Annotated in this window: 22 protein-coding genes; 12 read left to right on the top strand and 10 right to left on the bottom strand. The window is 72.4% G+C overall.

All coding sequences use genetic code 11. From position 1 onward, the window contains the following. Positions 1-119: 119 nt before the first annotated feature. From ACZ6W9_RS17340 to ACZ6W9_RS17320, 5 genes are all read right to left on the bottom strand, one after another. Positions 120-1,052 carry an acyl-ACP desaturase gene (locus tag ACZ6W9_RS17340; RefSeq protein ID WP_389965124.1) on the bottom strand — a complete coding sequence of 311 codons (933 nt, stop codon included), beginning with the start codon at positions 1,050-1,052 and terminating at the stop codon, positions 120-122. A gap of 86 nt (positions 1,053-1,138) precedes the next feature. Next, on the bottom strand, positions 1,139-1,852 hold the full coding sequence (locus ACZ6W9_RS17335) for a DUF998 domain-containing protein (protein WP_389965127.1): 714 nt from the start codon (positions 1,850-1,852) through the stop codon (positions 1,139-1,141). Further along, positions 1,849-3,090: a glycosyltransferase gene (locus tag ACZ6W9_RS17330; RefSeq protein WP_389965130.1), complete on the bottom strand. Its 1,242-nt coding sequence runs from the start codon at positions 3,088-3,090 to the stop codon at positions 1,849-1,851. The genes ACZ6W9_RS17335 and ACZ6W9_RS17330 overlap by 4 nt, the downstream gene beginning before the upstream one ends. A 170-nt stretch (positions 3,091-3,260) precedes the next feature. Beyond that, positions 3,261-4,088, bottom strand: a complete 828-nt coding sequence (locus ACZ6W9_RS17325) for a DMT family transporter (protein ID WP_389965133.1) — start codon at positions 4,086-4,088, stop codon at positions 3,261-3,263. A 255-nt stretch (positions 4,089-4,343) separates the two neighbouring features. Further along, positions 4,344-4,979, bottom strand: a complete 636-nt coding sequence (locus ACZ6W9_RS17320) for a DedA family protein (RefSeq protein WP_389965136.1) — start codon at positions 4,977-4,979, stop codon at positions 4,344-4,346. Positions 4,980-5,282: 303 nt separating this feature from the next. Between ACZ6W9_RS17320 and ACZ6W9_RS17315 the strand changes: the two genes are divergently transcribed. Together ACZ6W9_RS17315 and ACZ6W9_RS17310 are read left to right on the top strand one after the other, a co-directional pair. After that, positions 5,283-6,659 carry a sensor histidine kinase gene (locus ACZ6W9_RS17315; protein WP_470118839.1) on the top strand — a complete coding sequence of 459 codons (1,377 nt, stop codon included), beginning with the start codon at positions 5,283-5,285 and terminating at the stop codon, positions 6,657-6,659. Continuing rightward, positions 6,656-7,330 (top strand): response regulator, encoded by a 675-nt coding sequence (locus ACZ6W9_RS17310; protein ID WP_389965139.1) that lies wholly within the window; start codon positions 6,656-6,658, stop codon positions 7,328-7,330. Before ACZ6W9_RS17315 ends, ACZ6W9_RS17310 begins: the two co-directional genes overlap by 4 nt. Here the strand turns inward: ACZ6W9_RS17310 and ACZ6W9_RS17305 are convergent. Then, the gene (locus ACZ6W9_RS17305) at positions 7,323-7,796 is read right to left on the bottom strand and encodes a TspO/MBR family protein (RefSeq protein ID WP_470118589.1); all 474 of its coding nucleotides are present in this window, start codon (positions 7,794-7,796) and stop codon (positions 7,323-7,325) included. The two genes, ACZ6W9_RS17310 and ACZ6W9_RS17305, sit on opposite strands and share 8 nt — an antisense overlap. Before the next feature lie 235 nt (positions 7,797-8,031). Between ACZ6W9_RS17305 and ACZ6W9_RS17300 the strand changes: the two genes are divergently transcribed. Continuing rightward, positions 8,032-9,093 (top strand): hypothetical protein, encoded by a 1,062-nt coding sequence (locus ACZ6W9_RS17300; RefSeq protein WP_470118587.1) that lies wholly within the window; start codon positions 8,032-8,034, stop codon positions 9,091-9,093. 37 nt (positions 9,094-9,130) lie between these two features. Here the strand turns inward: ACZ6W9_RS17300 and ACZ6W9_RS17295 are convergent, their stop codons facing one another. Beyond that, positions 9,131-9,781, bottom strand: coding sequence for a VC0807 family protein (locus ACZ6W9_RS17295; protein ID WP_389965149.1), 651 nt, complete (start codon positions 9,779-9,781; stop codon positions 9,131-9,133). A gap of 275 nt (positions 9,782-10,056) precedes the next feature. On the opposite strand from ACZ6W9_RS17295, the gene ACZ6W9_RS17290 reads away from it, so the two are divergent. Next, positions 10,057-10,410, top strand: a complete 354-nt coding sequence (locus ACZ6W9_RS17290; RefSeq protein WP_470118585.1) for a luciferase domain-containing protein — start codon at positions 10,057-10,059, stop codon at positions 10,408-10,410. A 102-nt stretch (positions 10,411-10,512) separates the two neighbouring features. On the opposite strand, the gene leuE is transcribed toward ACZ6W9_RS17290, so the two are convergent. Next, a complete protein-coding gene (gene leuE / locus ACZ6W9_RS17285; protein WP_470118583.1) occupies positions 10,513-11,184 on the bottom strand; it encodes a leucine efflux protein LeuE in 672 nt (223 codons plus the stop codon). 512 nt (positions 11,185-11,696) lie between these two features. Here leuE and iscB point away from each other — a divergent pair. Next, positions 11,697-13,052, top strand: a complete 1,356-nt coding sequence (gene iscB / locus ACZ6W9_RS17280; protein ID WP_470118837.1) for an RNA-guided endonuclease IscB — start codon at positions 11,697-11,699, stop codon at positions 13,050-13,052. Beyond that, positions 13,052-13,294, top strand: a complete 243-nt coding sequence (locus ACZ6W9_RS17275) for a type II toxin-antitoxin system VapB family antitoxin (protein WP_389965218.1) — start codon at positions 13,052-13,054, stop codon at positions 13,292-13,294. The genes iscB and ACZ6W9_RS17275 overlap by 1 nt, the downstream gene beginning before the upstream one ends. A 100-nt stretch (positions 13,295-13,394) precedes the next feature. Here the strand turns inward: ACZ6W9_RS17275 and ACZ6W9_RS17270 are convergent, their stop codons facing one another. Next, positions 13,395-13,874, bottom strand: a complete 480-nt coding sequence (locus ACZ6W9_RS17270) for an Lrp/AsnC family transcriptional regulator (RefSeq protein ID WP_389965158.1) — start codon at positions 13,872-13,874, stop codon at positions 13,395-13,397. Positions 13,875-14,001: 127 nt separating this feature from the next. Here ACZ6W9_RS17270 and ACZ6W9_RS17265 point away from each other — a divergent pair, with 127 nt between their 5' ends. From ACZ6W9_RS17265 to ACZ6W9_RS17240, 6 genes are all read left to right on the top strand, one after another. Further along, positions 14,002-14,673: a nitroreductase family protein gene (locus ACZ6W9_RS17265; protein WP_389965161.1), complete on the top strand. Its 672-nt coding sequence runs from the start codon at positions 14,002-14,004 to the stop codon at positions 14,671-14,673. A 386-nt stretch (positions 14,674-15,059) separates the two neighbouring features. Continuing rightward, positions 15,060-16,622 (top strand): cellulose binding domain-containing protein, encoded by a 1,563-nt coding sequence (locus ACZ6W9_RS17260; RefSeq protein ID WP_389965164.1) that lies wholly within the window; start codon positions 15,060-15,062, stop codon positions 16,620-16,622. A 224-nt stretch (positions 16,623-16,846) separates the two neighbouring features. Further along, complete coding sequence (locus ACZ6W9_RS17255) at positions 16,847-18,517, top strand: carbohydrate binding domain-containing protein (RefSeq protein ID WP_389965167.1); 1,671 nt, start codon at positions 16,847-16,849, stop codon at positions 18,515-18,517. Between the two features lie 226 nt (positions 18,518-18,743). Next, on the top strand, positions 18,744-20,132 hold the full coding sequence (locus ACZ6W9_RS17250; RefSeq protein WP_470118579.1) for a hypothetical protein: 1,389 nt from the start codon (positions 18,744-18,746) through the stop codon (positions 20,130-20,132). A 77-nt stretch (positions 20,133-20,209) separates the two neighbouring features. Then, a complete protein-coding gene (locus ACZ6W9_RS17245) occupies positions 20,210-21,070 on the top strand; it encodes a PhzF family phenazine biosynthesis protein (RefSeq protein ID WP_389965173.1) in 861 nt (286 codons plus the stop codon). A 275-nt stretch (positions 21,071-21,345) separates the two neighbouring features. After that, positions 21,346-22,149, top strand: coding sequence for an arylamine N-acetyltransferase family protein (locus tag ACZ6W9_RS17240; protein WP_470118577.1), 804 nt, complete (start codon positions 21,346-21,348; stop codon positions 22,147-22,149). Positions 22,150-22,245: 96 nt separating this feature from the next. Here ACZ6W9_RS17240 and ACZ6W9_RS17235 read toward each other — a convergent pair whose 3' ends face one another. Next, positions 22,246-23,307, bottom strand: coding sequence for an AI-2E family transporter (locus ACZ6W9_RS17235; RefSeq protein WP_362945298.1), 1,062 nt, complete (start codon positions 23,305-23,307; stop codon positions 22,246-22,248). Positions 23,308-23,768 lie beyond the last annotated feature (461 nt).

The following is a 23,768-nucleotide window of genomic DNA, read 5'->3' as shown; positions in this document are numbered from 1 at the left end:
GATCGGACACGAACAGTACGGCTGATCGGACATGGATCATGCGGCTGATCGGACACGGAGCACCCTCCCGGCGGTTCCGTGGCCGCCCCGGAGGCGGGGCGGCCACGGCCGGAAGGCGGTCAGGAGCCGGCGGCCTCGCGGGCGCGGCGGGCCTCGCGGCGCTCGACGAAGCGCGAGGCGGTCACCTCAAGGCGGTCGAGGAACTCCGACAGCTCCTGACGGGCCTTGTCGCCCTCGCCGTCCAGGTCCTCGCGCTCGAACACCGACCACTGCCGCAGGACCGGCATGATGACGTCGTCGAGGTGCAGGCGCAGGTCGTAGATCCCGGCGTGGGCGATGGTCATCGCCTTGCGGGTGAAGCCCTGGATGCCGGTGCCGGGCATCTGGAAGGTGGTGACCACGTCGGTGACGGCGCGCATGGTCTGGCCCGGGTTCAGCTCGAAGGCCGCGCCGAGCAGGTTGCGGTAGAAGAGCATGTGCAGGTTCTCGTCGGCGGCGATCCTGGCGAGCAGCCGCTCGCAGTTCGGGTCCCCCGAGGCCTTGCCCGTGTTGCGGTGGGAGATGCGGGTGGCCAGCTCCTGGAAGGAGACGTAGGCCAGCGAGTGCAGCACGCCCTCGTAGGAGTTGGTGAACCCCTCCTCCATGTGCGACATCCGGGCCCGCTCCAGGGCCACCGGGTCCACCGCCCGGGTGACCGTCAGGTAGTCGCGGATGGCGGTGCCGTGGCGGCCCTCCTCGGCGGTCCAGCGGTGCACCCAGGTGCCCCAGGCGGCGTCGCGGCCGAAGGTCGTGGCGATCTCGTGGTGGTAGCTGGGGAGGTTGTCCTCGGTCAGCAGGTTGACGATCAGGGAGGTCCGGGCCTCCTCGGGGATCGTGGAGTCGGTCTCGGACCAGGCCTCGCCACCGAAGATCCCGTCGTAGTCGCGACCCTCGGACCACGGCACGTACTCGTGCGGGAACCACTCCTTGGCCATTTTGTGGTGCCGGTCGAGTTCTCCGGCGACGACGGGCTCGAGTTCGAGTAGCAGCTCGGTCTGGCTGAACTCCCGCATAGGACCTCTTCCTCACTCTCTACGGTTCCGTAACCTACGTTAGCGTAGGTAAAAGCGGCCCCTGCGGTGGGGATATGTCTCTTTTGTTACTGTCCGGTAGGTTTCATCTCGCGCTCAAGGAACACCGGCCCCGCATCCGGAGAAGCGGCCGGCGGCCGGACCGCGTGGGCCCGGGCACCCCGCCCGCCCGCGTGCCGGGCCGCCAGGAGGACCACGGCCGCGTCGCCCAGCAGTGCCAGCCGCTCCAGCAGGCCGTGGTAGCCCGGACCGCCGACGATCTCCGCGAACGGCGATCCCGGGCGGGCCGCGAGGAACGCCGCCAGCGCCGCCACCGACAGACCGGCCGCCAGCGACAGCAGCGGTTCGCCGAACCGGCGCCCGAGCAGCCGGCCCGCACAGGGCAGCGCGGTGAGGACCACGGCCGCCGCCCAGTGGTGGACCTCACCGCCGCCGGAGACGGCCCCGGGGGCCGTCTCGACGGGGAAGACCGCGGTGAGCAGCAGGCCCAGCGCCGCCGCGACGAGCAGGACGCGCGCCGCGGCGCTGCGCGCCGGATCCACCCGGGTCAGACCGTAGGCCGTCCACACACAGCTCATCGCCAGCGCGATCGCGGAGACGGCCATCGCCCAGCCGCTCGGGCCGAACAGCGCGTAACGACCGGTCGGCTCGGTCATCGGATCCACCGATCCGGCCGCGGCCAGATGGGCGTAGGCCATCGCCGCCAGGGCCAGGCCCGCGCAGGCCGTCGCGGGCCGTCGCCACACCGGGTCCTCCTCCGCTCCCACCCGGTCATCCCTCATCGCGCGACATCCCGGTAGATCGCCTCGAACCGGGCGAGGGACACCTGGTGGTCGTGGGTGAGCGCGATCATCCGGCTCGCCGAGCCCATGGCGGCCCGCCGCTCCGGCGCTCCCAGCAGGTCGCCCAGGCGGCGCGCCAGCTCCAGCACGTCCCCGGGCCGGTAGAGGTGACCGTTCCCGCCGGGCCGTACCAGGTGGGGCAGGGCCATCGCGTCGGCGGCGACGACCGGCAGCCCCGACGCCATGGCCTCCAGCGTCGCGATGCTCTGCAGTTCGGCCACCCCCGGCATGGCGAAGACGTCGGCGGCGGCGTAGGCGTCCGGGAGCGACTCGTCCGGGACGAAACCGAGGAAGAAGACCCGGTCGCCGACCCCGATCCGGTGCGCGAGCCGGGCGAGCGACTCGCGCTGCCCGCCCGTGCCGGCCAGCGCGACCTGCGCGTCATGGTCGTTGAGCACGTGGGGCAGCGCCCGGATGAGCTCGTCCAGCCGCTTCTCCTCGTCCAGTCGCCCGACGAACAGCACGGTGTGGCGGTCCGGCAGGCCGAGCGCCTCGCGTGCCAGAGACCTGAGGCCGCCGCGCGGCTGGAACCGGCGCAGGTCGATGCCGCACGAGACCGGCTCCACCGGACGGCTGAAGCCCTTGCCCGCCAGCAGTTCGGCGGCGATCCGAGTCGGCGTGGTCACCCGGTCGGCCCGGGAGAAGACACGCCGGAAGTCCCGCCAGGCCAGTTCGCCCACCCGGTCGCGGAGCGCGCCCGGGACGTGGGCGAACTGGAAGAGGTTGTCCGGCATGAAGTGGTTGGTGGCCACCACCGGGACGTCCGCGCGCCGGGCCGCCGAGATCGCGGCCCTGCCCACCACGAAGTGCCCCTGCGCGTGGACCACGTCCGGCGAGACGGCCGCCACCAGATCGTCCAGCCGCGACGGCACCGAGATCCGCATCGTCGGGTGCACCAGCACCGGCACCGACCGCAGCCGGTGCACCGTCACCCCGTCCGCGTACTCGGTCCTGGCCGGTCCCTCGTCGGAGGCGCAGGCCACGTGGACCTCGTTGCCCCGGGCGGCCAGCCCGCAGGCCAGCCGGTGGGTGAAGGAGGCGGCGCCGTTCACGTCCGGAGGGTAGGTGTCGGTGGCGATCAGCACCCGCCGCGGCCGGACGACGGGAAGAGCGCGGCCCGGTACGGTGACCGGCGCGGCGGCGGGGGCGGGCGCGAGGGGAGCGGGAGCGGTGATCATCGATGGGACTCCGTTCGGAGGGGTTCGGGGGAAGGCCGGAGGCGGCTCGCGGAGGCGGCTCGCGGGAGCGGGGAGCCGGCGGACGGCCGGGGACGGCCGGGGACGGTCGGGTGCGGTCGGGTGCGGTCGGGACGTGGTTTCAGCGGGGCCGGGAGCGGGATCCGCGGGGTTCAGCGGGCCGGGGGGACGTGCGCGGCGGGCGGTGGACCGGTGCGGGCCAGCGCGACGGTGCCGCAGGCGGCCAGCAGCGCGGCGGCCAGCGCGGTCAGCGCGGCCGTCGCACCGGTCGGCAGCGGCTCGCCCAGCAGGACGGCCCCGAGGACGACCGCGGTCAGCGGGTCGGCCACCTGCAGGGAGGCGAAGGCGACGCCGAAGTGACCGCAGGCGTAGGCGCGCTGCAACAGGCCCAGCGCGGCCAGGGCGGGCAACGGCGCGGCGAGCAGCAGCCACGGCTCCCAGGAGCCGTCGACCAGCACCCGGGTCAGCGTGGCGGTCGCGCCGTACAGCACGCCCGCCGCCATCGCCAGCAGCCCGGCCCGCGCGGTGGGGGAGACGCGCCGGGAGACGGCCAGCAACCCCAGGGCGGCGGCGGCCGCCCCCGCGAGCAGGGCCACCGCCCCCCAGGGGCCGAGGCGGGCGTCACCGGTGTGCTCCGGCACGGTCAGCACCAGCCCGGCCAGCCCGGCGGCGACCGCCGCGGCGGCGGCCAGCTCGCGCGGCCGCGGCCTGCGGCGTTGCAGGGCCGCCGCGCAGGGCAGGGCGAACAGCAGGCTCGCCACCCCCAGCGGCTGGACCAGCGTGAGCGGCCCGTACCTCAGCGCGAGGACGTGCAGCGCGGTGCCGGCCGCGATGGCGAGGCCGCCGAGCAGCCAGCGCGGGCGCCTGGCCAGGTGACGCAGCGCGACCCGGTCCGGCCCCGTCTCCGACTGCTGCAGCGCGGCGCCGAGCGCGAAGAACAGGGACCCCAGCAACGCCAGGCCGACGGCCGCCACGCTCATGGACCCTCCTCCGTCACGCTCTTCCCGCCCCCGCCGTCCGGCGGGACACGGCTCCCTCCCGATCCCGGCTCTCCTCCGGCCCCGGGTCCTCTCCTTCCGATCACGACACGGCGAGGTGGCCGGAACGTCTCGGCGAGGCGTCCGGAGGACGTCCTCCGGCGAACCTCTCGCAGCCTCCCGCGGTCGCGGCACCCTGATCCATCGGGGTCGTCCCTGACTTCGGCGCGGATTCCCCCGGGGACGGGTCGGGGTCGGTCAGTCGTCCGAGACGGCGAGGACCGGCTCCCGCTTCGGAGCCCCGGCGGCCCGCCGCCGCACGTGCCGGACCGTCTCGGCCACCGCGGTGACCGACAGGGCGATGCCGAGACCGAGCAGCAGCCCCTTGAACGGGTCGTGCTCGAACGCCGCGCCGCCCACGTAGCCGATCAGCACCGAGTAGACCGACCAGGTGACGGCCGCGACCGCGTCGAAGAGGGCGAACGACCGCCGGGGGTAGGCGACCGCGCCCATGGTGAGGGTGCAGGCCGTACGGCCCCCGGGGATGTAGCGGGCCGCCACCAGGACGAGCCCGCCGCGTTCGGCCAGCGCGCGCCGCGCCCAGGCGAACGCCCGGCCGCCGCCGCGACCGCCCCTCCGCAGCCGGCCGTTCGCCGAGCGTCCGATGGCGTAGGAGACGTGGTCGCCCGCGAAGGCGCCCAGCGCCGCCACCGCGATCACCGCCGCGACGTCGGGCGCGCCGGTGGAGGCGGCGAACACGCCCGCCGTGATGACGGACGTCTCGGCGGGCACCACGGGGAAGAACCCGTCGAGCAGCGCCAGCGCGAACAGCGCCAGGTAGATCCAGGGGGAGGACATCGCCTGCTGTACGGCGTCGAGAATGGCCTGCGTCACGGACGCGCTCCTCATCGGTGGGGGTCGGGTGCGGGCGGATCCGGCCGGAGCCGGGGGATCCCCCCAGCACGCTGGAGGACCGCCGGACTCCGGGCATCGGGGAAGGGCCCCCGGACCTCGGGACGGCGTCCCTGAGATCTCCCGGGGACACCGCCGGAACTCGTGCGCCACCGACGCTAGGACGCCGGCCGCGGCCGGCACATCGGACGTTCCGCCCGTGCCGCCCCCTACTTTCGACGGGGGTCGGACCCGGTCCCGGGGAGGAGCCGCCCGGTTCCCGGGACTTGTAACGTCACGAAGGTGATGAGAAGGATGGGGCGGCCGGACCGGCGGGAGGCCGTGACGGCCCTGCTGCTCTGCCTGCCGGCGCTGCTGTTCCCCGCCCCTCCGCCCTGGCTGGGACCGCCCACCGCCTGGACGCCGCTGTGGACCGCGGCCGCCGAGGTGGCCGTGATCTGCGCCGCCGTGCTCGCGGGCCGCCGCGCGCCGGTGCCGGCCATGCTGGCCGTGCTGGTGGCGGGGACGTGGAACGTCGCCGAGGGAGCGGCCACCTTCCAGCTCGGGGGCCTGGACCTGCCGTCGTTCAAGGTGCTGCCGCTGAACGGCCTCACCCTCGCCGTCATCGTGCTGAGCCTCCGGGCCGGCCGTCGCGCGCCGGACGCCCGTCCCGCGCTCGGGGCGTTCGCCGCGCTCCTGGGCGTCGGAGCCGTCGCGGTCCTCGCCCTCTCCCTCCTCGGCGGCCCGCGGCCCGCCCCGGCCGTCACCGCCTTCTGGCTGCCCGCCCTGTCGGGCGTCCTGCTGTCCGGCCTGCTGCCCTGGAGCATCGGCCTGCTGCTCCGGCAGCGGGCCGAGCAGCGCCTGCGCGAACGGCGGCTGGCCGCCGGCCAGGCACGGCTGCGCGAGCGCAACCGCATCACCCAGGACATGCACGACTCCATCGGCCACGACCTCGCGCTCATCGCGCTGCGCGCCGCGGCCCTGGAGATGGCGCCCGACCTGCCCGCACGGCACCGCCGGGCCGCCGGGGAGCTCCGCGAGGCCGCGGCCGACACCACCGAACGGCTCCGCCGGGTCATCGGCGTGCTCCGCGAGGACGATCCGGCGTCGCTGACCCCGCCGGAGGAGAGCGTCTCCGACGTCGTCGAACGGGCCGCCGCCTCGGGGATGCGGGTGGAGCTGCGCGGCGACGGATCGCTGCGCGACCCCGCCGCCCGCAGGGTCGTCCAGGAGTCCCTGACCAACGCGGCCAAGCACGCCCCCGGCGCGCCCGTGACCGTGCGGGTGCTCGGCGGGCCCGCCGGGGTCACCGTCGAGGTGACCAATCCGGCGTCCCGGGCGGCGCCGGGCCGCCCGCCCGGCGCGTCCGGCGGGATGGGCCTGGAAGGGCTGCGCGAGCGGGTACGGCTGGCGGGCGGCGTGTTCGAGGCGGGCCCGGGGAACGGCGGTTTCCGGGTCACGGCCCGCCTTCCCCACGCGGAACGGCCCGGCGGTGAGCGGCTCGATGGGGAGTGGCCCGACGGTGAGCGGTCCCACGCGGGACGGTCCCGTGCGGAGCGGTCCGGTGCGGAGCGGTCCGGTGCGGAGCGGTCCGGTGCGGAGGCCCTCCGGGAGGAACGGCTCCCCTCCCCGGGAGGGATCGAAGAGGACGTGGACGTGAACGTGGGGGACGGAACGCGATGATCAAGGTGCTGCTGGCCGACGACGAGGCCATGATCCGGGCCGGGGTGCGCGCCGTACTGGCCGTCGACCCGGAGATCGAGGTGGTCGCCGAGGCCGCCGACGGCCGGGAGGCGATCCGGCTCGCCCTCGCCCACCGCCCCGACGTCGCCCTCCTCGACATCCGGATGCCCCGGATGGACGGGCTGGCGGCCATCGCCGAGCTGCGCCGGGTCGTCCCCGGCACGGCCGTGGTGATGCTCACCACCTTCGGTGAGGACGACTACATCGCCCGGGCTCTCGGGGAGGGCGCGGACGGGTTCCTCCTGAAGTCGGGGGACCCCCGCGAACTGCTGGCCGGCCTCCACGCCGTCGCCGAGGGCGGCGCCTGCCTGTCGCCGCGCGTGGCGCGGCGGGTCGTCTCCGCGCTCGCGGACGGCAGGATGACCCGCGAGGCGGCCGCCCGCGAGCGGGTCGCGGCGCTCACCCCCCGCGAGCGCGACGTCCTCACCCTGCTGGCGGCGGGGCTGCCCAACGCGCGGATCGCCCGCCGCCTCCACCTGGTGGAGGGGACCGTCAAAGCCCACGTGAGCTCGATCCTCATCCGGCTGGGGGCCGAGAACCGGGTCCAGGCGGCGATCGTCGCCCACGAGGCCGGACTGACGGCCGGGACACCGGGGACAGAGGTCAGTTGAGCCGCCAGACGGCGAAGTTCAGCGCGGCGGCGAAGGTGACCCACAGCAGGTAGGGGACCAGGAGCCAGGCCGCCGGGCGGCTGATCCGGCGGAAGGCGACGACGGTGGCGACGATCGACGCCCAGAGCAGGACGATCTCCGCGAACGCCAGGCCGTACCGTCCGGCGCCGAAGAACAGCGGCGACCAGGCCGCGTTGAGGGCGAGCTGGACCGCGTAGACGCCGAGCGCCGGCGTCCAGCCGCGCGCCGACCAGGCGAGCCAGCCGGAAACCGCGATCATGACGTAGAGCACGGTCCAGACCGGGCCGAACAGCCACGAGGGCGGCGCCCACGACGGGCGTTCCAGAGCGAGGTACTCCTCCCCGGAACCGGCCGACGCCAGCGAGCCGGCGACCGCCACCAGCGCGAGGGCGACGACGAAGACCGGGAGCCCCGCCCACCGTTTCGGTCCGTGTGTGATGACCATGTCCACCTCCTGCCCTCTCCTTCGCGCTCCTACCGGCCGCCGGTTTCCCCACCGGAGAAGCGGTCCGCCGGTCGCCGGTCCCCCAGGGCGGGGAGACGGGGCCTCTCCCGGTCGCCGGGGCCGCCGATCCCCCCGCGGGGGAGGGGATCGGGCAGTCGCGGGTTCCCCCCTCCGGGGGAGGCGGATCCCCGGCCGGCGGGAGGGACGGCGCGGCCGGAACCGGGAGGGTCGGGGTATGACACACACGATCGACGCGACCGGCGGCCCGGCCGGCGACGCGGACACGACCGGCGGCCCGGTCAGCGGTCCCGCCGACGATGCCGACACGATCCGTGGCCCGGCCGGCGCCGGGAACGGCGGGACGACGGCGAGCGCGCTCCGGCTGACGGCCGCCGCGGTGGCCATGGCGGGCATGGTCCCCTACATCACCCTCAAGGTCATCTGGCTGACCGGCGGCTCGGTCGGCATCGGGGACCCGGCCCTGCTGCGCGACGGCGGCTTCTTCGGCCTCAACCTGCTCACCCTGGGCATGGACGTGGTCGCCCTGCTGGTCGCGCTGGCGTTCGTCCGGCCCTGGGGCCTCAGGATCACCGCGGGGGCGATCCTGGCGCCCATGTGGGCCGGCACCGGCCTGCTGGTCCCCATCGCCGTCCAGGCCCCGCTCGGCGGGCTGTTCGCCCTGGTCAGCGGGGAGAAGCCGATCGGCGCGGACAGCCCGGTCGCCGGGTGGGTCTACCTCGTCGTCTACACCGGCTTCACCGCCCAGGCGTTCGGGCTGACGGCCGGGTTCGTCCACCATGCGCGCCGGCGCTGGCCGTGGGTGTTCGCCGCGCGGACCTCGGACGGCAGGCCCGGCCCGGCGCGCCAGGCACAGGTGTTCGTCGCCTGGGCCGCCCCGGCCGTAGCCGTCGTCATCGCGGTCCTCGACCTGGCCCTGCTGCCCGGCGCGGTCAGCGGCCTCCCGGCCGGCCTCTCCTTCACCGCCGGCCTGCGCGGCCTGGTGGACGCGCTGCTGCCGGTCCTCGCGGCGACCGGCCTGCTGGCGATCGTCCGCGGACGGTCCGCGCGGCCGCTGTGGAGGCCGGTGGCCCTGGCCTGGCTCGGCTCGGGCGGCATGTTCGGCTGGTCGATGTGGTCCCTGATCACCGCCCTGACGCCGAGCGCCCTCAACCCCGGCGGCTCCGGCGGCCCGGCCGCCCTGATCAGCCTGTTCACCGCGCTGACCGGCCTCGCCATCGGCCTGACCGGCATCCTCACCCTGACCGGCGCCTTCACCCCCGCCACCCGCCGGTCCTGACGGCTTCGCACCCGCTCCGCCGTACGGGGGCCGCCCGTCAGGACGTCGCGGGGAGGGCGGGGGCGGAGGTGGGGTGGAGGCGGTGCAGGACGCGGCGGAAGGCCCAGACGGAGAAGGCGATCGCCGCACCGCTGATCAGCGCCACGACCGAGGTGCGCACCAGCAGGTAGGCGCCGATCGACTGGTGCAGCAGGAGCCAGATGCTCACCGTCGAGTTCGCCAGCAGCACGAACCCCCACAGCAGGGTGATCCGCGCGAAGAACCGGCGGACCCGTTCGTGCCCGAGCACCGCCGAGGGAAGGTGGATGTAGTCGAGGGTCAGCTTCTGCGCCATCGGGCGGTTCAGCCGGACCGAGGCCAGGAAGACCACGCTGATGCAGATCGTGCCCAGCTCGGGCTGGAGGAAGTAGAACACCATGCTGCCCGTCCACAGGCCCAGCAGCGTCCGCACGGTGATCGCCACGGTGGCGAGGATCATCGTGGCCGGCACCGGGACGCGCCGCAGCAGCCGCCACCCCACCCCGATGTAGACCCAGCTCAGCGCGGCGATGAGCGCTCCGCGCTCACCGAGGACGGCCAGCGCGGCGTAGAAGACCGCCAGTGGGGCGACGACGCCCTCCAGCAGCTTCGGCGCGGCCTGGCGGGCGAGGACGGTGAGACGGGGGAGGGTGATGGACGTATGGCTCATGACGCGCTCCACGGAAAGGTGGAATGACCGGCGGTGAGGCTTCACGCCTACCCGAACAGCCGGTGAACAGACATGACGACTCGCCGTTCCGGGATACCGGGGATCACCCGGCGCCGGGGGCGGTTTACCGTACCCGAACCCGGAGAATGCTTTCGCTTTAACCGACCGATGCCGCATGGGTCGCGGCGGATCGGCCGATACTCGGAGTGTGTCCAAGCGGTAACGGTTCGGAAACATGACTTTCCCGAACCCTTGGGGTTCGCGACGATTCGCGTATGGCAGTGCACGCGCGCACGTCCAGTCGGCCAACCGAAGGTGTCGCGCACGTCGCGACCCAGCTCTCCCACTGGCCCGCCCTCGCGCTGAAACGCACCCGCAGGGGCATCGGCTTCAGGTCCGAAGGCCGGGAGATCGTCAGGATGCGCGGGGACCACACCGCGGAACTCCTGCTCACCACCGGCGTCATCGACCGCTGGGCCCGGGTCCTCACCGACTGCCGGCGGGTCGTCCCGGGCAGCGGGGACGGCTGGGTGTCGATGGCCATCGACGGCAGGGCCGACGCCGAACTGTTCCTCTCGCTGGTCAGCGTGGCGATCAAGGCCAACCAGGACGGCCCCGGCCAGGCCTGACGACCACCGTCGGATACCCCGGCGCGGCGAGCACGCCCCCGCGCCCGGCCGCACGGCGTCCCGAACGGCCGGTGCGGCTCAGCCCGGCACGGCCGTACGGCGTCAGCCCAGCGTCGCCGTGGCCAGCCGCGCCCCGAAGCCGATGAACAGCGCGCCCACCCCCGAGGTGAGCCCGGCCGACAGCCGGTGGCGCGCCCGGAACTGGGAGGCCAGGAAGCTCCTGGCGAAGATCAGCGTCGACAGGTACAGCACGCTGAACAGCTGGCAGATCGCCCCCAGGATCAGGAACGACAGCGCCGGCCTGCCGTAGGAGGGATCCACGAACTGGATGAAGAAGGAGATGAAGAACAGGATCGCCTTCGGGTTCATCAGACTGATCGTCAGCGCCTTGCGGAACGGGTCCCTGGCGGGCCGGCCCGCCTCCGCCGCCGGGGCCCCGGCGGCGTCCGCGGCCCCGGCGGTCCCGTGGCTCCGCCACGAGCGCCACGCCCCGCGCAGCATCTGCACGCCGATCCACGCCAGGTAGGCGCCCCCGGCGTACTTGACGACGTCGAACAGCATCGGCTCGGCCCGCAGCGCCGACGCGGCCCCGGCCGCAGCCAGGACCATCAGGACGGTGTCACCGAGGAACACCCCCACGGCCCCGCGATAGCCCCGGCGCACCCCCTGCTGCGCCGCGACGCTGAGCACGTAGAGGGAGTTCGGGCCGGGCAGCAGGACGATGAAGAAGGCACCGATGACGTAGGTCCAGATGTCGGTGATGCCGAAGAACATGGGGCACTCCAGGGGGCGAAACAAGACGAACCTACGGTACTCCCCCCGAACAATCCCCAATCGCCTTACTTGATCACCCGGACGGGATCGATGGAACTCTGGGCGACATTCCATGTGCGGAGGGTAAGAATGGATGGGAATATTGCTCCATAGGTATGGCTAGCCACGTCAACGACTCCCTCCTGAAGGAGAGGGCTTCCAGGTGCGGTGATGCGTCTTGAAGCCCCGCGTTTACCAGCCTGAGTCGATCACTTGGAAGGAGGTGCATTCGATTGACGACGTTTCACGTAGGCCAGCAGACCCACCAGTCCGTGCTTCCTCAGCGGGCTGCTCTGGAATCCGCGTCAGCAGACACGCCCGAGGGTGGGCACGAAACGGGACGCGGACACCGCCTCAGCGCGGTAACCGGCGTGGAACACGGGCGAGGGGAGATCGGCGGCCTCGGCACCCGGGGCCGGCGGCGTCACCCTGACCCGGCTTCCGCCGGGAAGGGGCTGGGCGGTAACGCCTGCGTGTTCGTGCTCGACCGGAAAGGGCGGCCTTTGCAGCCGTGCTCGCCGCGCCGGGCGAAAGAACTCCTCCGCAAGGGCCGGGCGGCCGTGGTCCGGCACACCCCGTTCGTCATCCGGTTGCGCGATCGCGCCGCCGCTGATTCCACGGTCAAGGGCGTCGAGGCCGGCATCGACCCCGGTTCCAGACACACTGGCATCGCCGTGTTCACCGGTCACGGCGGAAGCCGGACCGGCGTGTACGCGCTCCAGCTCGACCATCGTGGCGGGGCGATCCGTGACAAGCTCACCACTCGAGCCGCGCTACGGCGGCGACGTCGTAGCGCGAACCTGCGTTATCGCGCGCCCCGGTTCGACAACCGCGTCAAACCGAAGGGATGGCTGGCCCCGTCCTTACGGCACCGCGTCGACACCACCATGTCGTGGGTGGCGCGCCTGAGGCGTTGGGCGCCTGTCACCGTCGTCCACGTGGAGCGGGTCTCCTTCGACACGCACGCCATGTCGGCCGGGCGGCCACTCCAAGGCGCGGAGTACCGTCAGGGCACGCTCGCCGGGTACGAGGTCCGCGAATACCTCCTGGCCACGTGGGGCCGGGCGTGCGCCTACTGCGGCGCGACGAGCGTGCCGCTGAACATCGACCACATCCACCCGCGCGCCCGGGGCGGCTCGGACCGGATCACCAACCTCACCCTGGCATGCGTGCCGTGCAACCAGGCCAAGAACGCCACCCCCGCACAGGAGTTCCTCAAGGCCAAGCCCGCTCTCCTGGCGAAGATCCTCAGGCAGGCGAAGCTTCCGCTGCGTGATGCCGCCGCCGTCAACGCCACCCGATGGGCGCTATGGCGGGCACTGGAGGCGACCGGCCTGCCGGTCACGACGGCCTCCGGCGGGCGCACGAAGTGGAACCGGTCGCGAACCGGCGCGCCGAAGTCCCACACCCTGGACGCCTTGCACGTCGGATGCCTGGAGACCGTGACCGGCTGGCCGTCGACGGTCCTGGTGGTGAAGGCGACCGGGCGTGGCACGTACTGCCGGACGCGTACCGACCGCTACGGCTTTCCCCGGTTGCGGCTGCCCCGGACCAAGACGGTGCGGGGCTTTCAGACGGGCGACCTGGTCCGGGCGAACGTCCCGACGGGCAAGAAGGCCGGGGTCCACACCGGCCGCGTCGCGGTCCGCTCCACCGGCAGTTTCAACATCACCACCCGGCACGGCACCATGCAGGGCATCGACCACCGCCACGTTCGACTGCTCCAGCGGGCGGACGGCTACGGCTACACCACCCACCCGGAAACGCGGCACGATGCCACGTTTCCTCCCCCACCTGAAGGCGGGGGTCTCCACACTGGAGGCATTTGATGGAGACGACCGTCGACATCGCGGACGGGTTGCTCCAGGAGGCCCGGCAGCTCGCCAGGTCCGAGGGAACGACTCTGCGGGCCCTTATCGAGGAGGGACTCCGGTCCGTCCTGGCGCCTCAGGCACGAGGGGTGAGGTACGCGCTGCCCGACGCGTCCGTGGGCGGTCAGGGAGTGCAACCCTCTAGGCGAGGCGCCTCCTGGGAGGACATCCGGGCACTGGCCTACGAGGACCGCCTGTGATCGCCGTCGACACCAACATTCTGGTGTACGCGCATCGCAGGGACAGCGAGTTCCTCCTCAAGGACTGACGGGGGCGAACGGGGCCGAGGTGTGAATGGGCTCAGTCGTCGGCCAGGGGCTGGACGCGGTGGGCCACCACGGTGGAGAGGGTGATCACCGTGCTGCTGCGCCGTACGCCGGGGATGGCGAGCATCCGGTCGATGACCCGCTGGATGTGCTCGTGGTCGCGGCCGGCGATCCGGCACCAGACGTCGCCGGGGCCGGTGACGATGTGCGCCTCCATGACCTCGGGGATCGCCTCCAGGGCGGAGGAGATGCCGGGCCGGGAGACCTGCTCGACCTCCAGCGTGGTGAACGCCTGAACCGGGTAGCCGAGGGCGCGGGGGGAGAGGTTGGGCCCGAAGTCGACGATCACTCCGTCGGCGACCATCCGGTCCAGCCGGGCCTGGACCGTTCCCCGGGCGACCCCGAGGATGCGGGAGATCTCCAGCAGGCCGGTGCGCGGGCGCTCCCTGACCAGGCGGAGCACCCTGCGGTCGAGTTCGTCCAGGCCGTTCCGGCCGGCCCTTCTGGCTGCCAATCTGCTCACCTCCGCGGACCCCGCGGCGACGGAGACTGACGATCTGGCAGCGTTCCGGGCGGGGTATTGCCCTATTTTTCACCGCCATTCAGACTACGCGCGCACATATGACGAATAAGGAGGCATCGTGCCGCGCGAGCACAGCTACCCGTTCATCCCCTACCGGCCCGCCCGCTACCCCGAGGACGAGATGCTGGCCCGGGGCCGGGAGTTCTACGAGCACATGGACCGGCGGCGGAGCGTGCGGTTCTTCAGCGACGAACCGGTGCCCCGCGAGTGCGTCGAACTGGCGATCCGGACCGCGAACACCGCCCCCTCCGGGGCCCACCAGCAGCCGTGGAAGTTCATCCTGGTCGGCGACGCCGGGACCAGGCGGCGGATCAGGGAGGCGGCCGAGGTCGAGGAGCGCAGGAACTACGAGGAGGGGCGGCTGACCCCGGAGTGGCGCGCCGCCCTGGCCCCCCTGGAGACCGGCCCCGGGAAGGACTACCTGGAGACCGTGCCCTGGCTGGTGGTCTGCTTCGCGGAGAAGTACGGCGTGCGTCCCGACGGCACGCGGGTCAGGCACTACTACGTCAACGAGAGCGTCGGCATCGCGTGCGGCCTCTTCATCGCGGCCCTGCACTCGATGGGGCTGTCCACCCTCACCCACACCCCCAACCCGATGGCGTTCCTGAGCGACATCTGCGGGCGGCCGGCCAACGAACGGCCCTACATCCTCTTCCCCGTGGGCTACGCCGCCCGGGACGCGGAGGTCCCCGATCTGACCCGCAAGCCGCTGCCGGAGGTCATGGCCTGAGGGTTCGCTCCCCGTCTCGTTTCGGTCTTGTTTTGGGTCTTGTGAAGGAGGGTTGTCAAAGCTACGATCGCCACAACTCTTAGGAAACTTTCCTAAAAGATGAGTCGGACGGGACGCCGATGACCCGTTCGCCGACCCGGAACCCCTTCTGAGCAGCGTGGACGCCGCCGACCCCCGGCGGCGGCGTCCACGCCCCGCATCACCCGGAGCGGTACCGCGCCATCGCCGCTCCGAGTGGACACCCGCGTGGCGCGCCGGCGGCCCGTCCGTCTTGACCACGCCCTTGACCACGCCGGAGAACCCGGGCCGGCCGGAAAAGCCACCCGCCCCGCCCCGCGGCCCCGCCGCCGGCGGGACGCGACACCCCCCGACAGAAGGAACAGCGAATGAGACTTCGCCGAACAGCAGCCGCGGCTCTGGCCGCACTCCTGACCGCGCTCGGCGCGGCCGCGACCGCGGCGCCCGCCGGGGCGGAGGCGTCCCCCACGGCCGTCTTCACCAAGGTCTCCGACTGGGGCACCGGCTTCGAGGGCAAGTACACGATCACCAACGGCGGCGCCACCACGATCAACGGCTGGTCGGTGGCCTTCGACCTGCCCTCCGGCGCGTCCGTCGGCTCCTCCTGGGACGCCGCCATGACCCGCAGTGGACAGCGCTTCACCTTCACCAACGTCGGCTGGAACGGCACCCTGGCCCCCGGCGCGTCCGCGAGCTTCGGCTTCAACGGCAGCCCCGGCGGCGTCACCCCGTCCAACTGCACGCTCAACGGCAACCCCTGCGGCGGAGGCACCGGCAACCCCGGCGCCCCGGGCGCACCCGGGGCCGTGACCACGACCTCGACCAACACGTCGATCACCCTGTCCTGGGGCGCCTCCAGCGGCACGGTCACCGGCTACCGCGTCTACGAGGGCTCGGCGCTCAAGACCACCGTCACGGGCACCACCGCCACCGTCTCCGGCCTCGGCACCTGCGAGTCGCACACCTACACGGTCAAGGCGTACAACAACGCCGGCGAGTCGGCCGGAAGCGGCGCCACCGCCACCACCACCGGCTGCACCACCCCGCCGCCCGGCGGCAAGATGCCCGGCGCCCCCTACCTCTACATGGGCTGGGGCAACCCGCCCAGCCCGGCCACGGTCATGGGCGCCACCGGCGTCAAGTCCTTCACCATGGCCTTCATCCTGGCCCAGAACGGCTGCAACCCCGCCTGGGACGGCCAGCGTCCGCTGACCGGCGGCGCCGACCAGTCCGCCATCAACCAGATCAAGGCCGCCGGCGGCAGCGTGCAGATCTCCTTCGGCGGCTGGCAGGGCAACAAGCTCGGCCCCAACTGCTCGACCCCCCAGGCGTTCGCCGGAGCCGTGCAGAAGGTCATCGACGCCGTCGGGCCCGCGGTGGTCGACTTCGACATCGAGAACACCGACGAGTTCGAGAACTACACCGTCCAGGACCGCATCCTCAACGGCCTGAAGATCGTCAAGTCGGCCAACCCCGGCGTCAAGGTGGTCGTGACCTTCGGCACCTCCACCACCGGCCCGACCGCCCCCGGCATCCGTCTGATCAACCAGGCCAAGGCGCTGGGCGTGCCGATCGACAACTACACGATCATGCCGTTCGACTTCGGCGGCGGCGCGAACATGTACCAGAGCACGGTCAACGCCGCCGAGGGCCTGAAGAACGCGCTGAAGTCCGCCAACGGCTGGACCGACGCCCAGGCATACGCGCACATGGGCATCTCCGGCATGAACGGCCTGTCCGACCAGCAGGAGCAGACCTCCCCGGCGCAGTGGACCCAGATCCGCGACTGGGCGAACTCCAAGGGCCTGACCCGCCTCGCGTTCTGGTCGGTCAACCGCGACCGCCCCTGCCCCGGCGGCGGCGTCCAGGAGAGCTGCAGCGGGATCGCCCAGGCCGACTGGGAGTTCACCCGGATCACCGCGGGATTCTGACCCTCGCCCGCCCGGCTCGCCCGGCTGCCGGGAGGCCGTACGGCCCGCCCACCGGTGAACCGTACGGCCGCCCGCAGGGGGGCCGGCCCGCCGTCCCGGTCCGCCGTCCGGGTCCTCTCCACGGCGAGCCGGCCCCCTTCACGGCGCGGCCCCGTCCCACGAGGCGCGGGGCCGCGCCCCGGAAGACCCCAGCCCACCCCACCACCACCCTTGCGGGGCAAGAGATGAACCTCAGGAAACTCGCGGCGGCCGCCGTACTGGCCCTGGGCGCGGCGACGCTCGCCGCGCCGCCCGCGCACGCCGCCGCCCTCATGACCAACCCCGGGTTCGAGAACGGACTGACCGGCTGGACCTGCTCCGCCTCCTCGGCCGCGACGACGGTGTCGTCCCCCGTGCACGGCGGCGCCGCGGCGCTACAGGCCACCGCCCAGGGAACCGACATCGCCCGCTGCGGCCAGAAGGTCGCCGTCAAGCCGTCCTCGTCGTACTCGCTGTCGGCCTGGGTGCGCGGCGGCTACGTCTTCCTGGGCGCGACCGGCACCGGTACCACCGACCCCAGCACATGGACGTCCTCGCCGTCGTCCTACGCGCGGCTGACCACGTCGTTCACCACCGGCCCGTCCACCACCTCGGTGACCGTGTACGTCAACTCCTGGTACGGCCAGGGCGCCTACCAGGCCGACGACCTCGTCCTCGACGGGCCGCCCGGCGACGGCGTCCCGGGCGACACCGTCCCGCCCACCGTCCCGGCGAACCTCACCGTGGGCGGCGCCACCGCCACCTCGCTGGCCCTCTCCTGGTCGGCCTCCACCGACGACTCCGGCACCGTGGCCCGCTACGAGGTCTCCCGCGACGGCGGCGCACCGGTCGCCGCGGGCTCCGCCACCTCCTACACGGCCACCGGCCTCACGCCCCGCACCGCCTACTCCTTCCGGGTCCGGGCCTGCGACCCCTCGGGCAACTGCTCGGCCTACGGCCCCCAGACGAGTGGGACGACCACCGGCGACACCACCCCGCCGCCCGTCGGGGAGATCCGCTACGCCCCCTACATCGACATCACCATGCCCACGCCCTCGCTGGCGGGCGCCGCCGCCGCGACCGGGGTGAAGAACTACACCCTCGCCTTCGCCCTCGGCGACAGCACCGGCTGCAACCCGGCCTGGGGCGGCACCATCCCGATCGACGACCCGCGGATCATCGGCGACGTCCGGGCGCTCCAGGCGCAGGGCGGGCAGGTGATCGTGGCCACCGGCGGCGCCCAGGGACCGTACCTGGAGCACAACTGCGCCTCCTCCGCCGCGCTGCTCACCGCGTACAAGAAGGTGCTCGACGCGGTCGGGACGAACCACCTCGACGTCGACGTCGAGGCGTCGATCGACGCCGCCAAGGTCAACACCGCGCTCAAGCAGCTCCAGGCCGAACGCGGCACCGTGGTGAGCTACACCCTCCGGGTTCAGGGCCAGGACTACGGCGTGGACCCGTTCTCGCTGTCGATCCTGCGGGACGCGGCCTCCAGGGGCCTCGACGTGATCGTCAACCCGATGCTGATGAACTTCGGCTACACCGGCAACTGGGGTGACGCGATGATCGCCGCGGCCGAGGCGACGCTCGCGCAGATGAGGACGGTCTGGCCGGCGAAGACCGACGCCCAGCTCAAGAGGATGCTCGGCCTGACCCCGATGATCGGCAAGAACGACACCGGCATGACCACCACGCAGGCGGACGCCCGCAAGCTGCTCTCCTGGGCCAACGCCAACCACGCCGGGTTCGTCGGCTTCTGGTCCGCCGGCCGCGACAACGGCGGCTGCCCCAACGGGCAGGTATCGCCCACCTGCAGCGGAGTCGCCCAGTCGCCCTGGGAGTTCACCGGCATCTTCAAGGGGTTCACCGGCTGACGGCCGGGGCCCCGTCCAGGACGGGGCCCGACCCCCGAAAGCCCCTCGCCGCCGGGAGAGACGGACTCCCGGCGGCGAGGTCATGCCAGGAACCGGCCCGCCACCTCTTCTTCGGTGGCTGAAAGTGACGATTCGGCTTCTTTCCGTGAAGAAACCTGGGAGAGTGAACTCGTTTCGCGGCCCGAGTGGTCGCTTTCCCTCGGCTTCCGGCACTCTGGTAGACGTCATGGACTACGCAATCCAAACGGGGCTCCTCCTCGCCGCAGGTGTCGTGCTCGCACTCGTCGCCCAGTGGCGGCACTGGCGTCCGTCGCTGGCCGTGGCGCTCGCGGCCGGAATCGTGTTCCGTCTGCTGATCATGGTCGCCGCGGCGAAGAGCGAGTGGCAGCCGGTCGACTTCGTGAACAGCTTCAAACCGGCGGGCGAGGCGGTCCTGAACCGTCAGGACCCCGTCCTTGGCAGCAACGGCGGCTGGCACTTCCTGCCGACCATCCCGTACGTGTACGGCCTGCTGCTCTGGCTGGGCATCCCGTGGGAGATCGCCGGGCGGCTCGTCACCGTGGTGGCCGACATCGCGCTGATCCCGCTCGTCGGCAGGCTCGCCGGGGGACGCTACGCCTCGCTGCGCGCCTTCCAGTACGCCTGCAACCCGCTGGCCCTCCTCGTCGCGTGCATCCACGGCCAGGTCGAGCCGGTCGCGCTGGCCTTCGGCGTCGCCGCGTTCGTGGTGGCCCGCGGCCCGGGACCGGCCGAGCGCCCCGGTCTCGTCAACGACCCCATCGCCATGACCCGGCGGAGCGTCTCCGCCCTCGGGTTCCGCGGCGCCGTACGGCAGGCACTGGCGGCGGCGCCGGAGACGCTGCGCCTGGCGCTGCGTCCGGGCCCCGGCGACCGGGCCGGCCTGCGCCGCGCCCTGTTCGCCGGCCTGCTGATGGGCCTGGCCCTGTGCGCCAAGAGCTGGCCCATCTGGCTGATCCCCGGCATGCTCCTGTTCCTGCCGACCGTCCGCGCCCGCATCGTCGCCTTCGTGGCCACCGGCATCGCACCGGTGTTCTTCATCGTCACCCTGCCGATCTTCGCCGGGACCTCCCTGAGTCAGATCCCCGAGGTCATCAAGGTGATGAAGACCATCCGTCCCATCGTCGGAGAGTGGAGCTACAGCGCCCTCCTGGTCGGCGGCGACTGGACGCTCCACCAGGGGATCGCCACGTTCGGCACGTGGCTGATCTACTTCACGCTCGTGGTGGTCGCCATCCTGTGGCGCCGCGCCGACCCGGTGGACGTCACCACGGCCCTGCTGCTCGCCTTCATGGTCGCCACCCCCCGCCTCGGCGCGCAGTACCTGCTGTGGTTCATGCCGTTCCTGGTCGCCCGCCCCACCCGCTTCGCGTGGCCCGCCATCCTCGGCGTCTCCGTCTGGGCGGCGTACGGCTACCTCTACATGACGCAGTACCGCGGTCTGGCGTGGGGTGAGCTGCACTCGGTCTGGGCGCAGTGCTCCATCGTGCTCCTGCCGGTCCTCATCGCGGCCATGCCCTGGAACCGCCGCGTCTCCGCGGCGCGGGCCCCCGCGCCGAGTACGGCCCCGCAGAAGACCGCCCCGGCGGCCGTCTGAGCCATCCGGCCCCGCCCGCCCCGATCACCCGGGCGGGCGGGATTCTCCGGAAGGGCGGAGGATAGGCTCCGGTGGGCATGAGAGAAGATCTGGAGATCCTGCGCTACACCGCCTTCACGCACGACCCCGAAGGGGGCAACCCCGCCGGGATCGTCCTGGACGCCGGTGGCCTCTCCGACGCCGAGATGCTCGCCATCGCCGCCGAGGTCGGATACTCCGAGACCGCCTTCGTGACCGGCCGCGACGACGAGAGCCGCACCTTCCGGGTCCGCTACTTCGCCCCCTCCACCGAGGTGGCCTTCTGCGGGCACGCCACCATCGCCACCGCGGTGGCACTGGCCGAACGGCTCGGCGCCGGCCCGCTGGTCTTCCACACCCCGGCCGGTGAGATCGCCATGGACACCGGGATCGACGACGGCGTGCTCCGCGCCACGCTCACCAGCGTCCCCACCCGCTCCCGGCCCGCCGGGGAGGAGGAGCTCGACGCCACCCTCGACGCGCTCGGCTGGTCCCACGACGACCTCGACCCGGCCTTCCCGCCGCACGTCGCCTTCGGGGGGAACGACCACCTCGTGCTCGCCGCCGCGACCCGCGAGCGTCTGGCGGACCTCGACTACGACTTCGACGCGCTGCGGTCGATCATGACCGCCCACGGCTGGACGACGGTGCACCTCTTCTGGCGCGAGAGCGACCTGCGGTTCCACGCCCGCGACCCCTTCCCGGTGGGCGGGGTCGTTGAGGACGCCGCGACGGGGGCCGCGGCGGCCGCGTTCGGTGGCTACCTCCGCGTGCTGGGCACCGGGTCCGACGAGTTCACCGTCCTCCAGGGGGTGGACATGGGACGGCCGAGCGTCCTGAAGGTGTCGATCGCCTCCCCGGACGGCCGCAGCCGGGTGAGCGGGGGAGCCGTGGAACTGCCCACGCCGTCCCCGGCCTGACGCCTGACGCCTGACGCCTGGCGTGGCTTCGGCCCGGCGCCCGCCCCGGTCCGACGTCCGGTCCGACGTCCGGTCCGACGTCCGGTCCGACGTCCGGTCCGACGTCCGGTCCGACGTCCGGTCCGACGTCCGGGGCGGCCCCGGGCCGAGGCCCGCCCCGGTTCTCATCGGGCCCGGGATCTCCGTGCCACCGGACCCCGGCCCCCGGTCCTAAGCCCGGGTCCTACGCCCGCGGCCCCTGCCGCGGGCGTCATGCCCCGTGATCGAATCAGGCCATGGAGGAATACCTGACACGAATCGGCGCGCCCCGGCCCGCGAGCCCGGACCCCGAGTCGCTACGCGAACTGCAGGCCCGCCACCTGCTGACCGTTCCGTTCGAGAACCTGAGCGTCCACCTCGGCGAACCCGTCGTGCTCGACGATCGCGCACTGGTGGAGAAGGTGGTGGACAGGCACAGGGGAGGTTTCTGCTACGAGGTCAACGGAGCCTTCGCCGCGCTGCTCCGCTCGCTGGGCTACCGGGTGTCCTTCCTCTCGGCCAGGGTCGCCGCGGACGGCGTGCCAAGGGCGCCGTTCGACCACATGGCCCTGCGTGTCGAGAGCGGCTCGGCGTCGTGGCTCGTCGACGTCGGCTTCGGCCGGCTCTCCCGGTATCCGTTCCGTCTCGACCTGCGTACCGAGCAGCCCGACCCGGAGGGGGTCTTCCGCGTGGCCGAGACCGGCGAAGGCGATCTCGACATCCTGCAGGACGACGTGCTCCAGTACCGCGTGGAACCGAGGCCGTACGCCCTGTCCGACTTCGAGATGGCCTGCTGGTGGCACCAGACCTCCCCGAAGTCGCACTTCACCCGCTCGACGGTCTGCACGATCCTCACCGAGACGGGCCGTGTCACGCTGAGCGGCGGCCGGACGCTCATCCACACGGTGGGGGGCGTCCGGGAGGAACGGGAACTGCTCACCGACACCGAGGTGCTCGCCGCCTACCGGAAACACTTCGGCATCGAGCTGAGCACGCTTCCCCCGGCGGGCCCGCGGACGGACGGCGGGAGCCGTACGACGACCGAACCCGCCTCGCCCTGACCGATGACGCGGCGGCCTGGACGGGACCGCCCTCACCGGTCCACGGCGCCGCGGACCGGCGTCCACGGTGCTCACGGCGCCGTTTCCCACGAGGTCCTACGGCGTGGCGGGCCGGTCCTCGCCGGGATCGTGCCCGGAGACCAGCGCCGCCGCCCACTCACCGTCGGGGTCGCTGTCGATCAGCAACGCCCGGACCAGCAGGCTGAGCGGGATGGCCAGCAGCGCACCCAGCGGACCGAGTACGAACGCCCACAGCAGCAGTGACAGGAGCGTCATGGTCGTGGACAGGCCGACGGCGTCGCCGAGGAACTTGGGCTGGATCAGCGACTGCACGACGAAGTTGATCAGGATGTAGGAGAGGACCACGAAAAGCAGGGTCTTGGGCCCGCCCACGAGAAGGCCGAGCAGCGCCGGCGGTATCAGGCCGATGACGAACCCGATGTTGGGGATGTAGTTCGTGATCAGAGCCAGCACGCCCCACAGCAGCGGGAGCGGCACGCCGAGCAGCCACAGTGCGGTCGCGTCCAGCGCCGAGCAGACCAGCCCGAACATCGTCGAGACGACGAGGTAGCGGCGTGTCTTGTGGGCGAAGTCGGTGAGTGCGCCGATGAGCAGGGGACGCCGCGCGGCTCCCTTCCGGAGCAGCCGGGAGAAGGCCGGGGCGTCGAGGCACATGGCCAGCAGCAGAACGACGATGAGGACCAGCCCGGAGAAGACACTGAGAAGGCCGGCGGCGAACCCCTGGAGCAGCTGGAAGATCTTCCCGGGGTCGAGCGTCCGTATCGCCTGGTTCATCTGATCGGTGCCGATGCCGAGCCGCGCCGCCAGCTGCTGGGCATCCACCACGAGCTGGTCGAACTGGCCGCTGTAGGTGGAGGCCAGAGTGGCCAGCTGCGCGACCGAGAGAGTCAGGATCGCCACCATGCCGAACAGCAGGAGCAGCACGATGGCCAGTGGAACCGCCACCAGCGTCCATCCGGGTGCGCCGCGCCTCTGGAGCATGCCGCGGACCGGGGCGACCGCGAGGACGAGGACCAGGGCGAGGAGCACCGGTCCGACGATCGACCCGACCTCTCGTACCCCGGCCAGTGTGATCACGGCGCTCGCGGCGCAGACCAGCACGATGAGTGCTCTGGGGAGGAGCCTTCCGTCCGTCATACCGCCACCACTACCCGCAGGGAAGGAAGGTTTCCTCTGGGGGAGGGGTTGATTTGACGGAAGGGGCGACCCTACATAGAGTTCACAGGCCCGAGAACGCCGGTGGAGATCACCGGGAGCTCGGGACCTCCTCTGATGATCCACCTCTCGGTGGGACCTTTGTGTCCTGGCGAGATTCGGTTTGACCAAGACTGAATGTTGGAGTAAGTTAGAGGGGTTGCCCTGGAGACGGGGTGGTCGAGATCCGGGTGGATCCGGCGGGTGCGGGTCGGCTGAAGCGAAAGCGACAGTTTGACACAAACCAGGCGGAGCTGCTAAGATTGAGACGCGAAACGAATGCCCCGGAGGGCGGATCGATGATCCGGCTCGACGGTGAACGCGTCCGTTTCTTGAGAACTCAACAGTGTGCTAAAAGCCAGTGCATGATGCACAACCCCGTCCCACCCATCTTCGGTGGGAGG

The sequence above is a fragment of the Streptosporangium sp. NPDC053982 genome (assembly GCF_055585205.1).
The sequence above is the reverse complement of the archived record's forward strand: the minus strand, read 5'-3'. Positions and strand labels throughout refer to the sequence as shown.

Coding starts and splice junctions, on each gene's coding strand:
- ACZ6W9_RS17340 (WP_389965124.1), bottom strand. CDS start 1,052: ATGCGGGAGTTCAGCCAGACCGAGCTGCTACTCGAACTCGAGCCCGTC.
- ACZ6W9_RS17335 (WP_389965127.1), bottom strand. CDS start 1,852: ATGAGGGATGACCGGGTGGGAGCGGAGGAGGACCCGGTGTGGCGACGG.
- ACZ6W9_RS17330 (WP_389965130.1), bottom strand. CDS start 3,090: ATGATCACCGCTCCCGCTCCCCTCGCGCCCGCCCCCGCCGCCGCGCCG.
- ACZ6W9_RS17325 (WP_389965133.1), bottom strand. CDS start 4,088: ATGAGCGTGGCGGCCGTCGGCCTGGCGTTGCTGGGGTCCCTGTTCTTC.
- ACZ6W9_RS17315 (WP_470118839.1), top strand. CDS start 5,283: ATGAGAAGGATGGGGCGGCCGGACCGGCGGGAGGCCGTGACGGCCCTG.
- ACZ6W9_RS17310 (WP_389965139.1), top strand. CDS start 6,656: ATGATCAAGGTGCTGCTGGCCGACGACGAGGCCATGATCCGGGCCGGG.
- ACZ6W9_RS17305 (WP_470118589.1), bottom strand. CDS start 7,796: ATGGTCATCACACACGGACCGAAACGGTGGGCGGGGCTCCCGGTCTTC.
- ACZ6W9_RS17300 (WP_470118587.1), top strand. CDS start 8,032: ATGACACACACGATCGACGCGACCGGCGGCCCGGCCGGCGACGCGGAC.
- ACZ6W9_RS17295 (WP_389965149.1), bottom strand. CDS start 9,781: ATGAGCCATACGTCCATCACCCTCCCCCGTCTCACCGTCCTCGCCCGC.
- ACZ6W9_RS17290 (WP_470118585.1), top strand. CDS start 10,057: ATGGCAGTGCACGCGCGCACGTCCAGTCGGCCAACCGAAGGTGTCGCG.
- leuE (WP_470118583.1), bottom strand. CDS start 11,184: ATGTTCTTCGGCATCACCGACATCTGGACCTACGTCATCGGTGCCTTC.
- ACZ6W9_RS17275 (WP_389965218.1), top strand. CDS start 13,052: ATGGAGACGACCGTCGACATCGCGGACGGGTTGCTCCAGGAGGCCCGG.
- ACZ6W9_RS17260 (WP_389965164.1), top strand. CDS start 15,060: ATGAGACTTCGCCGAACAGCAGCCGCGGCTCTGGCCGCACTCCTGACC.
- ACZ6W9_RS17255 (WP_389965167.1), top strand. CDS start 16,847: ATGAACCTCAGGAAACTCGCGGCGGCCGCCGTACTGGCCCTGGGCGCG.
- ACZ6W9_RS17250 (WP_470118579.1), top strand. CDS start 18,744: ATGGACTACGCAATCCAAACGGGGCTCCTCCTCGCCGCAGGTGTCGTG.
- ACZ6W9_RS17245 (WP_389965173.1), top strand. CDS start 20,210: ATGAGAGAAGATCTGGAGATCCTGCGCTACACCGCCTTCACGCACGAC.
- ACZ6W9_RS17240 (WP_470118577.1), top strand. CDS start 21,346: ATGGAGGAATACCTGACACGAATCGGCGCGCCCCGGCCCGCGAGCCCG.
- ACZ6W9_RS17235 (WP_362945298.1), bottom strand. CDS start 23,307: ATGACGGACGGAAGGCTCCTCCCCAGAGCACTCATCGTGCTGGTCTGC.